Below are 10312 nucleotides of genomic sequence, written 5' to 3'. Positions count from 1 at the left end.
CCTTGCTCCATCCCATCAATTTCGCCGAACCCTTTGGCTTAAGCGTGGCTGAATCGATGCTTTGCGGAACGCCGGTGGTTGCCTTCAACAAGGGCTCCATGCCGGAGCTGATCGTCCAGGGGAAGACCGGGTTTCTGGTTGACACCGTGGATGAAGCCGTATCCGTCTTAAAAGACGTAAGGCAGATTGACCGTAAATACTGCCGGAGGTGGGCCGAAAAGAATTTCAGTCAGGGAAAAATGGCCGATGATTATATTGAAGTTTACCGTAAAATAGTGGGTAAAGCCTGCTGATGGCGCTTGGCAACCCATTGCTAAAGCCTGTAATTTTCAGAAACAGATACCAACATCCTCAATGATTCAACAATTTTTTTAAAAGTTCATCCACCCGTACCGTGGCGAAGCCCGAGGCGTAATCGGACATCCCGTACGGTATGATCAGCTCACCGTTATGAATAAGTGATCCGCAGGAATAGACGACATTCGGAACATAGCCTTCTCTCTCTTCCTCATTCGGCGCTAACAGAGGTTCCCGGAGTTGACCGATAATTCTGGAAGGGTCCTGCAGATCAAGCAGCACGGCCCCCAGACAGTACTTTCTCATCGGTCCCACTCCGTGGGTGATCAGCAACCAGCCTTTTTCGGTCTTAATGGGGGAGCCGCAATTGCCCAGTTGAATAAATTCCCAGGGATATCGGGGTTCCTGTATTTTCTGCGCATGGTGCCAGAAATGGATATCATTGGAAAACATGATGTAATTATTTACCCCGTCGGAGCGGGAGATCATGGCGTATTTACCCTTAATTTTTCTCGGAAACAGGGCCAGATTTTTGTTTTGGGTGTATTTACCGTAGATCGGGGATATCTTGAAATGATAGAAATCTTTTGTTTCGATGGACTTCGGCAAGATGGTATATCCGTCATACGCAGTGTATGTCGCAAAATAGGTGACACTGCCGTCACCATTGGTAAATCTTACAAATCGCGCATCTTCAATACCATTGCTTTCATGGGTGGAGACCGGGAAAATAACCCGTTCCGATATGTCGGTGTCCAGCGAAAAGCTTATTTCGTAATGGGAACTGGCCAGCCAGATCACTGAATCTATAACCTTTTTCTTACTGTAGCTTAGTTTTATCTTTTTGCTGATTTCGTCAATACTTTCCTGCAATTCACGGTAGATAAATTCATCTCCCAGGTTGTCCATAACAATGCCGATGATATCCTTCTGGACATGCATCTCGCGTAATTTTTCCAAAAAATGTTTTTTATCATATACATGGCGCTTTACGGTTTCCGGTAAATCAACGAACCTTCCGGCCGGCCCGAAAATCAGCTCATTATCCCGGGTAATGGTACCGCCTCTGAATACGATGGATGAAATATGCCCCTCCCCGATGGCCCGAAAACTTACAATGACGCGTTTCTGTCCTTCTTGCAGATTCCCCTGATTCGGGTCTTCGACTATAGAAGGATTAAAAAAAGCGGCAGCCTCGATGGCGTATTCCGATGTGAAGTAGGAACCAATCAGTAATTTTCTTTCAAGAGACAATGTGTCCGGGGATGTGCCAGGGTCCGATGCCAGGACGTATTTTACGGTATCAAAATTTTTCTCAAAAACTTTTGAGATATTACGATGCCGCTTTGAAAAATCCGACAGCACCTCACTAAGAGCTGAACCCACCTCCTGGTTGGAGAAGTCCAATATTCGCTTGATTATACTTCTTGCCCTATCCTCAGGACCAGGCATATAAAATCTGGAAATGACCCTTGTGGAATCGGGATAAAACTTATTTGGCAATCTTTTTACGGTTAAGGCCATTGTAATTTCCCTCCAAAAACAGACACGCAGCTAATCTGCCACAGACAACCTTCAAAAGTCAAAAGGAAAATAGTAATTTAATAAAGAAGCGTGAAGAAATGGGTTCAGCTCTTGGCATTGGACAAGACATTGTTTTGATATTTTTGATTTTTGGCCGGCAATTTTTCTCGCCAGTTCTGGATAAGCAAATTGATTCTTTCTGCTCGACTTAGGGCATCTTCTGACATCCTTGCAATACCGTTAAGAAAATATTCTAACCATAGATTCCATTCGCTATTTTGACTTACCGCTAATAACCTATCGTAATATTCACTTCGAGTTGCTTCAAAGAAAGCACTTAAGTATAACAGCGGTGCTGCAAGGACTTTTCGCTCAATAAGAAAAAGAATAATTAGCAGTCTGCCTACCCGCCCATTGCCGTCAAGAAAAGGATGAATGGCTTCAAACTGACAATGAAGTAATCTTGCCTGAACCAGAGGAGGTACATTGGGGTTGTGCAGGAATGTTTCCCATTCACCCGGACAATCTATAAGCATATCAGGAGAAGGTGGGATATAGGTGGCGTTTTGAAGGGTACATCCGGCTGGTCCAATCCAGTCCTGGCTTTCGCGGAATTGTCCGGGAGTTGCAAAATCGCCTCGTACGCCCTCCATCAGTTTTTCATGAACTTCACATATTAATCTCAGGGAAAGGGGCAAGGATTCCAGCCGTTTTATTCCATGCTCCAAAGCCATTACATAATTGCCTATCTCTTTCAGGACATCTGGGCTTCGGTTGACCGATGCTCCGGCATCATTAGCCAACAGTTCACCCAAAGTTGCCTGCGTGCCCTCAATTCGACTTGATAAAACAGCCTCATCAGCAGATGGGGATTGGGCAGCTGTTTTCCTTCTCCGGAGAGCTGACCAATAAGACGGTCAGCGTCTGATAATGACCTTATCAATTGGGGTGTCCAGTTTATTTCCGGTAGCAGCGAGCCTGGCATAAACGACTCATATCCTACGCATTTGATAAATTTTCCTGACGGCTTTTTCATGAACAATATTGTAATACATAAATAATAAGCAATAATATTATTTTCATATATTACCAAAATAATAATAGTGGTACGGATTAAATTATCAGAATATAGGCTTAAGGGCGTGCGCACCAAGAGCTGGATAATGAAATCATCGAACCACTTTCCGAAAAGAACAATGAGACGACTTTTAGGATTGTTTTTAACGAAGACAATAGCAGCAATTCTGATGCCATTATCGGCTATCGGCTTGAATTAACCTGAATTATTATAAGTTTGAGTAAATTTCCGCTATTTTCACGGAGAAGGCGGATGGATAATATCCTCAAAGAACAGGGCTTTCTTTTGTTCCACGCACTCGGCGGCATAAAGATACATTGCCGCAGACCAGCTTTGCCAATCCTGTCCCTGTGGTGTGCCGTCCTGAGCACGATGCCATTCATTAAAACCAAATTCCACCTGTGCCTCTCTGGGCTTTTTGACAAGCTCTGTCAGGGCGAGCAGTTTTTCCCCCGCAAGAACAAACTTTCCGGCTGCGACCAGAGCGGCGATATAAAAGCCGCAAACGAAAGGCCAGATTCCGCCATTGTGGTACTCGCCAGGCTGATTGTACTTTTTGTAACGCGGCAGCCAGTCAGGGTCCCCCTCCCTGATGTAGGGAAAGAAATTCGGAGGTAAATCAACAGCAAGCTCGTCTTTTTGCCTCATAGCTTTACATTCCGCTTCTATCCAGGCGATTAGCTTTGCGGCTCTTGAGGGCTTGGCGATTCCGGATAGAATGGCCAGACTGTTGCCCAGCAAATCAAAACGTTCGCTGCGATATATTTTGTATGACCATAGCGCATAATAAGGCTTAGACCTTAAAACCAATCCCTCGTGAACGTGGCGATTTTGCCTGTCGTCTTTGACAGTGAATCTCTCCATAGCTTCCTTAACCTCCAGCGCCCGTTCGCCCAGGCCAAGCAGCCGAAGATAGATATAAACTAAAGCGTTCACATACAGCCCATATCCGAGAACCCACTGCTCGTCGCGCCAGTCGCTTGTGGGCAGTTGAGAGACCATAATACGGTCGGCAGTACTACGATACTTCATCCAGGTAAGTGAATTCTGAGTCGCTTCGGCGAGAAAGTCCGGCTCATTCATTTCCTTCCGCCATAGACCGACGCCAATCAGGAATAACGGCGTACAATCACTTGAGCCTCTATCCTGAGGGTCGTGAACCAGAGAAGAAATATGGCCTAACGCGGATTGATTTTTTGCGAGTTTTTCGAGCGTATTTCTAAGGGATTTAATCAACTTTTTGTTTTTTGTGGCAAGGATTCCGAGAGAGCTAATCATCAAATCTCTTGTATAAGGCTCCGGATAGCCCCAGCCGGCAGTTCTCGGCAGGCCGTGATACGGACCGTGATTGTTGTGCAGCAAGACGTCCAACGCGGCCTGTTTTGCCTTTGCTATCAGTTCAGCATTTTTCTTTTCCATATATTATGAAATTCCCAGTCGTCTGCCGACAATCTCGATGAATTTTCTGGCTACTACACGGTAATCGAATAACTCGACGGCACGTTTTCTTCCGGCTTTGCCCATCTTTTCCCTTAATTCCTTGTTTGTCATTAAATCCATAAGGTAATTGGCGATGTCGTGTACACTGGCCCGGTAGTCAATTGTTCTGGGACTTTTGAAAACCACTTTATGGCCGGGTTCGTGGCCTGATTCATCTCCCATAATCGTTTCCCTTATTCGCACTTCCTGCGCAATAGAGGCCAGTAACGCGGTCTCTCCATGTACCATAGTGTCAAGCATTCCCATCGCTTTGGTGCCAATGACAGGTTTTCCCGATGAATTGGCCTCGACCTGAACCATCCCGAAACCTTCAAGGTGGGACGGGGCAGCGTAAATATCACAGGCATTTATCAGGTAGGGCATAAAATTGCGTGAGATAATGCCGGTTGTATATACCACATTCTTCTCGATACCAAGCTGGGTAGCCAGTTGAAGGTCGATAAGGTTTTGTGCTTTCGTCCTCGGCTGCGGCCAAACCTTGCATACATATTTCCAGTCGGGAGCTTTTGTGTCATTGATGGCGAGAGCCTGCATAACTTCCTGAGCACCCTTTGAAGTGGCATCTCCGCCGACGGTCAAAATCATAAGCTGGTCATCGGCGACTCCAAGAGCCTGGCGGACTTCGGCGACTTTGGGGTCTGTTTTGTCTCTGTGAATAAAGGAATCAGTATCGCATCCAACGGGCAATACTTCTATGTTATCGCCGCTGAGGCCGTCGCGCATATACATTTTTTTCACCCATCGCGAGGTTACCAGAATCAGCGGAAGCGATTCAAGTATTTCCTGATAGTTTGCGATATAGCCATCGGCAACAAGCCAGGGAACGGGCTGAACACCATATCGCTGGGCATGCAGAACCAGTTGCGGAGTGTGTCCCCAATATCCGACTCCGATGACGATATCGGGCTTGAACCACCTGTAATACCATTCCTTTTCCTGTGCGGATTCAAAATTCACGGGAAAGACTTCTACGCCGAGCTCCTGCAGACCGCGATACAGCAAAGCTCCCTGAGTGGCAAGGCCGCCTGTACCTGAAGGATAGTCATATAAAGCCAATACTTTCATTTTCATTCCTTTCCATAGCTTCAATACACGGTTTTGAATTGCCGGAACGCCTCCTGTTCCGGAGTTGTCCGGGCTTCGAAACTTTCCTGGCCAAAACCATAAATTTCTGTGATTATATCATATTTTCTCTGCCAAATATCACCGGGCAGTTTAATTTTCAAATCTGCATTCTGTTCGGGACGCGGTAAATATTTTTTGCCGCCGTCTTCGTAGGCGAACGACCAGAGCTGACCGGCCCGCAATTTATCGGATTTCCACAGCTTCAGGACAGCCTGTGCAGTTTCCTCGTGCCTGAGGTGCCGGGTATATTCGCCGGTGCCGCTGTGTGTAATAATAAGGTCATACCTGTCCGAAGGCAACAACTCCATTATTGTATTTTGAACCAAAGCGTTGTGTAAAGGCTTCTGTTCGGGTCCGTCATCAAGGTCGCCCATAGAACCAGAGGCATTGAATTCCGCAATCGCTCTGAAAAATTTCGGTGCGCGATCCGGGTCGCTTTTTCTGCAAATTGTTACAACAGTCCATCTGGCCTGCGGGTGCATCAACATCAGGCCGCCAGCCCAGAGAGTTTCATCATCGGGATGGGCTACAATAACAGCACAATTGCTGGTTTCGTTTATATAAGCCGCAGTATCGGAATTTTTCATTTGTGTCATCTAATCGGTTGGGCAACTAAGAACAAAATCAATTAATTCCTGAAAATCCGCGGTGGCCAGACAGAGACTCGAATCGGCGGCGCCATAGTATATAAAAATCTTACCGTTCTTTTTAATCCAGCCGCACGGAAATACAACATCATCCACGTCGCCTTCGCGTTCGTAATGAGCCTTCGGACCGAAAATCCATTCATCTGTACGGCAGAGAATTCTGGCAGGGTTTTGTGTATCCAGGAGGGCAAGTCCCAGTCGATAAATTGAGCCGGAAGCGGTTACTCTCACGCCGTGATAAAGAACGAGCCATCCGGCCTCTGTCAGCATAGGCGGTGCACAAAGACCGATTTTGTTCGCATCCCACCATCCGCCTTCTCTTGCCCGTATTATTTCCTGATGCTGGCCCCAGTGTCTGAGATCAGGTGAAAAAGATAACCAGATATTGGCGCCGAATAAAGCCGACCTGGACACAGGTCTGTGCAGCATAGCCCAGCAGCCGTTGAATCTGACGGGAAAAATGGCAGCATCTTTATCTTCGGGCGGCATAACCGGGCCCAGGCGCTCAAAGGTTCTGAAGTCCTCAGTGGTTGCCAAAGATACGAGAGAGCCGCCCTTTGAGTACGAAGTATAGCACAGTACCCATTTATTTATTTCCTCAAGCCAGGTTATTCGCGGGTCTTCTATGCCCCAGATTTCTTCGGGATAATTCTCAGGGTCAGGCATTAAGGTCGGCTGACTATCTATCCGCCAATTGTCGATTCCATTGACGCTTCTTGCCGCGGTCAGGTGCGAAAGACCCCTATAATCTTCAACCCGTGCCAATAACATCGTTTCGCCGTTGACCTGTGCCGCGGCGGCATTAAAAACAGAATTCGCCCTGTAAGGCCAGTCTTTAACTGAAAGAATCGGGTTATCGCGATACCTCTGAAACAGTTCATTTCCTGTATGCATATCTGCTGGTCCTTTCAATTACTGTAAATAGCCCCCGAATAAATCGGGACGACATATTATAAAGGCAATCCCGATGAACTGGTATTAAAAATGCTCTAAGAAGTGAAAAACACCTTTGATAAGACATTGCTTCTGATGGGAGAAAGTATAGAAATAACGCTCTTGTATGTCAAGGAAATATTGACCCCCATATGTGGGGTGCGGCGCCGATGACTGAGAAAGGGCTGTATCGCAGTGTCCATCCTTTTGAGAAATCGGCTTGCTTTTTGGTCTGCTCACCCGTCATAAAGGCCATTTTGAGCACAATTTTGACAGACCTCTCCTGCACGCATTAAAATATCAACGCGCTATGACTGGATGTATGCATCACATGAGTAGTTGGGGTCAGCGTAGATGTAGGTGTCTTGATGTGGATGAGGACGATGATCAGCAGATTCGGATTCAAGCAATGTCGGCGGGGCGTGTATTTTCGGCGGCGGCCTTGACCGGACGAGCCAGATGTCCAGGTGTTTGAGGATGGCCCAAAGACCGATAAATCTAAGGTTTTGGAGATTGCTGTGTGAAGAGTCTTTCCGGAAAAGAATTAACCCGATTACTTGATAAAAAAGGATGGGTTCTCAGGAGGGTCAGAGGTAGCCATCATGTTTATATGAAAGAAGGAAATCCGGCCCGTATATCTGTTCCTATTCATGGTAACAAACCACACCATCACCATGAACCCAAGAATTAGGGGAGTGATGGGTCAGGCATTGACTATTGCAAATTATTTAATATCACTTGATTTTTCAAATTATATATCGTACGGAAAGGCAATAAGAGGGGGGATTTGATTACTTTTCCATACGGACGCTACGACAAACTCACCTCATACATATTCGTTGACCTACTAAGAATACTCTCCGGAATCTGCCGCGACCGGGAGCGCACCCGCAAGCCACGCATTGTAGGCGGGGTAAGGGGCGCAATATAAAACAAACAAATTCCTTGCCGGGAAGCGCACCGCCCTGTGGGCGGGGAGCTTCACATTTGAGTTACCTCTGAAATTCACAGTTGAAGACACGGCCCTATTTAGTCCCCTAAAGATTGATACTAAGTAAAGGGCAAACTTGCTAAAAAATACATCCAATATCAACTTATCAGGGCAAATCGGACTGATAAGCAATAGATAGCCCTCATAAATCAAACAAGGAGTGGAAATGGAAAATATCATAGAAAGGAGAGAACAGATTTATGATCACTTCCATCACAGTGATGCCTGTGGAAAGTTTTTCTTTTCTGATGAGCAGGAGGAAAGATATGCTGCATACTACACAAGTATGTACCTCTTGCAAGATACGACTGAAAGCTTAATTGCACACCGGAAAAAAGGGTTTTCAAATGACCCGTATATAGCATATATCGAGTTTTGGGGCATCATGCAGGCCATCATTATTCAACAAGACGCATTATGTGAATTATACGAAGCAGTAACAGGATCTAAGCTTGATACTAGAAACAAACAACACTGGCAATCTCTCCGTAATCTAAGAAATATTTGCGCTGGTCATCCAGCGAAAAAAGACCGCACTAAGGCCTCCCCGTTGATTCGGTCCTTTATGGGAAGAGGTTTCGGTGATTACTCGTCAGTTATGTATGAAAAATGGGAAAGCGGAAGTGAAACCAGCCACCCAGAGGTTTATCTGGGGGGGCTTATAGATAAATACGCGCATGAGACTAAAATGGTAATCTCAAATATTTTGAGTTCTCTAAAGAAACAATGGCCTTGAACACTTAACAACACGCTGGTGTGAGACGGCTCGCGTGGCAAGGGGGGACGTCCCCATGTCTGCCTGACCCCCTTTACCCCTTTTAGGACAGCTCCAGCGACGACCCAAGAAATGTAAATTATGACAAGGAGGAATTTATGAAAATAAATATTGTCTACAAAGAGGAAAAAGGCTGGTTTGTTGGGCATATACAAGAATACCCGGACTACGAAAGTCAAGGGAAAACCTTGGAGGAATTGAGAGGGAATTTAATAGAAATCTATAATGATATTCATAAAGGTTTAGTTCCCGATGCAAAACCTTTCCAGATATTGGAAGTGGCAATTTGAAAAGGGGGGAGCAGAGGGTCGGGCCAAGCTAACAACCTATAATGATTGACAATAGGAAGAAAACGAGGTCCGATTTTCGGCCTATATGATTGTTTTCATAGTCAAAAAAGGGATTATAGCCAGGAACCACCTATAGTTAAATAGGGTCGGACCGAGCTAACTAACTGGAATAAAGAGAATAATATAGCAAAAACCGCCTGATATTAGCCTTACAGCGTCAATTTTAAGCCATAAATTGGCCTTTTAATAAATCCTTGACATTCCGCACCGATGTAATTACAATGTGCATACCTGTTGGGCCAAGGAGGTAAACATGAGAGCACGCGTTATAAAAATCGGCAATTCCCAAGGCGTCCGTATTCCCAAACCTATACTTGAACAGACAGGAATTACTGAGGACGTTGAGCTTGAAGTAGATAAAAATCAAATCATTATTCGCCCTCTTTCAAATCCGAGAGCTGGTTGGAACCTTGCTTTTAAAACGATGGCCGAAAATGACGATGACATGCCGATACACGAAACCGAAAAAATCTCACATTCCTGGGATGAAGAAGAATGGCAATGGTAGTCAATCGATTTGATGTATATCTGATAAATCTTGATCCCGCAGTCGGATCTGAAATTCAGAAGAGCAGACCCTGTTTAATTATTTCTCCTGATGAAATGAACAGACATATCCGTACCGTCATTGTTGCCCCTATGACCACAGCCGGCAAGGATTATCCCACACGAGTGTCATGCAAATTTAAAAGGAAAAAAGGGCAAATCGTCCTGGATCAGATTCGAACAATAGATAAAACAAGACTCACAAAAAAGCTTGGTTCTATTGATTCAAAAACCCAGTTGGAGGTTATTTCTGTCTTGCAACGGCTATTTGCATTTTAAAGCTGCCCAACCCATATGAGCCGCACCTTTGTGAATAGGCAAAAAAGACAGTTTCGTAAAAAGTCTCTAAATGTGTCATTTGTCATCCTGAACTGGTTTCAGGATCTCACTTGCTTTAGCATCTGACTTGGGTTTGGGATCAGTAAGTAAACGAATCGTCAGATAGTGTGCAATAACATACATATACACCGGTATTAAAAAACAGGCGTGTGTCTACAAAATCAGGGGGTGTTTTTACAGTTTTTCGAGTTCGAAGGCTATGTTGGG

The 10312-nt window shown here is 45.4% G+C and carries 12 protein-coding genes and 1 pseudogene; 6 read left to right on the top strand and 7 right to left on the bottom strand.

Annotated elements, in window-relative coordinates:
- A partial coding sequence (locus Q7J27_11725) for a glycosyltransferase (GenBank protein ID MDO9529807.1) occupies positions 1–293 on the top strand: 293 nt, incomplete at its 5' end.
- Positions 294–351: 58 nt separating this feature from the next.
- On the opposite strand, the gene Q7J27_11720 is transcribed toward Q7J27_11725, so the two are convergent.
- From Q7J27_11720 to Q7J27_11690, 7 genes and pseudogenes are all read right to left on the bottom strand, one after another.
- Entirely contained in the window at positions 352–1821 is a 1470-nt protein-coding gene (locus tag Q7J27_11720; GenBank protein MDO9529806.1) for a glycoside hydrolase family 130 protein, read from the bottom strand.
- A gap of 104 nt (positions 1822–1925) precedes the next feature.
- The gene (locus Q7J27_11715; GenBank protein ID MDO9529805.1) at positions 1926–2555 is read right to left on the bottom strand and encodes a Fic family protein; all 630 of its coding nucleotides are present in this window, start codon (positions 2553–2555) and stop codon (positions 1926–1928) included.
- Positions 2544–2675: pseudogene (locus Q7J27_11710) on the bottom strand (Fic/DOC family N-terminal domain-containing protein). The gene Q7J27_11715 and the pseudogene Q7J27_11710 overlap by 12 nt, the downstream one beginning before the upstream one ends.
- 461 nt (positions 2676–3136) lie before the next feature.
- The gene (locus Q7J27_11705; protein MDO9529804.1) at positions 3137–4318 is read right to left on the bottom strand and encodes a glycoside hydrolase 100 family protein; all 1182 of its coding nucleotides are present in this window, start codon (positions 4316–4318) and stop codon (positions 3137–3139) included.
- Between the two features lie 3 nt (positions 4319–4321).
- The gene (locus tag Q7J27_11700) at positions 4322–5464 is read right to left on the bottom strand and encodes a glycosyltransferase family 4 protein (GenBank protein MDO9529803.1); all 1143 of its coding nucleotides are present in this window, start codon (positions 5462–5464) and stop codon (positions 4322–4324) included.
- 20 nt (positions 5465–5484) lie between these two features.
- Entirely contained in the window at positions 5485–6120 is a 636-nt protein-coding gene (locus Q7J27_11695) for a hypothetical protein (protein ID MDO9529802.1), read from the bottom strand.
- A complete protein-coding gene (locus Q7J27_11690) occupies positions 6121–7083 on the bottom strand; it encodes a glycosidase (protein MDO9529801.1) in 963 nt (320 codons plus the stop codon).
- 541 nt (positions 7084–7624) lie between these two features.
- On the opposite strand from Q7J27_11690, the gene Q7J27_11685 reads away from it, so the two are divergent.
- The 5 genes from Q7J27_11685 (at position 7625) to Q7J27_11665 (ending at position 10045) form a co-directional block, all read left to right on the top strand.
- Positions 7625–7795 carry a type II toxin-antitoxin system HicA family toxin gene (locus Q7J27_11685; GenBank protein ID MDO9529800.1) on the top strand — a complete coding sequence of 57 codons (171 nt, stop codon included), beginning with the start codon at positions 7625–7627 and terminating at the stop codon, positions 7793–7795.
- A gap of 466 nt (positions 7796–8261) precedes the next feature.
- A complete protein-coding gene (locus tag Q7J27_11680; GenBank protein MDO9529799.1) occupies positions 8262–8831 on the top strand; it encodes a hypothetical protein in 570 nt (189 codons plus the stop codon).
- Between the two features lie 137 nt (positions 8832–8968).
- Positions 8969–9160, top strand: a complete 192-nt coding sequence (locus tag Q7J27_11675) for a hypothetical protein (protein ID MDO9529798.1) — start codon at positions 8969–8971, stop codon at positions 9158–9160.
- Between the two features lie 313 nt (positions 9161–9473).
- On the top strand, positions 9474–9728 hold the full coding sequence (locus Q7J27_11670) for an AbrB/MazE/SpoVT family DNA-binding domain-containing protein (protein MDO9529797.1): 255 nt from the start codon (positions 9474–9476) through the stop codon (positions 9726–9728).
- Positions 9722–10045, top strand: coding sequence for a type II toxin-antitoxin system PemK/MazF family toxin (locus Q7J27_11665; protein ID MDO9529796.1), 324 nt, complete (start codon positions 9722–9724; stop codon positions 10043–10045). The genes Q7J27_11670 and Q7J27_11665 overlap by 7 nt, the downstream gene beginning before the upstream one ends.
- Positions 10046–10312 lie beyond the last annotated feature (267 nt).

This window comes from Syntrophales bacterium, from assembly GCA_030655775.1.
Lineage (GTDB): Bacteria > Desulfobacterota > Syntrophia > Syntrophales > JADFWA01 > JAUSPI01.
This window is presented reverse-complemented; position numbering and strand designations above follow the sequence as displayed.

Excerpts from the sequence above, each read along its gene's own strand:
- Q7J27_11720 (MDO9529806.1), bottom strand. The coding sequence starts at position 1,821 with ATGGCCTTAACCGTAAAAAGATTGCCAAATAAGTTTTATCCCGATTCC.
- Q7J27_11715 (MDO9529805.1), bottom strand. The coding sequence starts at position 2,555 with ATGGCTTTGGAGCATGGAATAAAACGGCTGGAATCCTTGCCCCTTTCC.
- Q7J27_11705 (MDO9529804.1), bottom strand. The coding sequence starts at position 4,318 with ATGGAAAAGAAAAATGCTGAACTGATAGCAAAGGCAAAACAGGCCGCG.
- Q7J27_11700 (MDO9529803.1), bottom strand. The coding sequence starts at position 5,464 with ATGAAAGTATTGGCTTTATATGACTATCCTTCAGGTACAGGCGGCCTT.
- Q7J27_11695 (MDO9529802.1), bottom strand. The coding sequence starts at position 6,120 with ATGACACAAATGAAAAATTCCGATACTGCGGCTTATATAAACGAAACC.
- Q7J27_11680 (MDO9529799.1), top strand. The coding sequence starts at position 8,262 with ATGGAAAATATCATAGAAAGGAGAGAACAGATTTATGATCACTTCCAT.
- Q7J27_11675 (MDO9529798.1), top strand. The coding sequence starts at position 8,969 with ATGAAAATAAATATTGTCTACAAAGAGGAAAAAGGCTGGTTTGTTGGG.
- Q7J27_11670 (MDO9529797.1), top strand. The coding sequence starts at position 9,474 with ATGAGAGCACGCGTTATAAAAATCGGCAATTCCCAAGGCGTCCGTATT.
- Q7J27_11665 (MDO9529796.1), top strand. The coding sequence starts at position 9,722 with ATGGTAGTCAATCGATTTGATGTATATCTGATAAATCTTGATCCCGCA.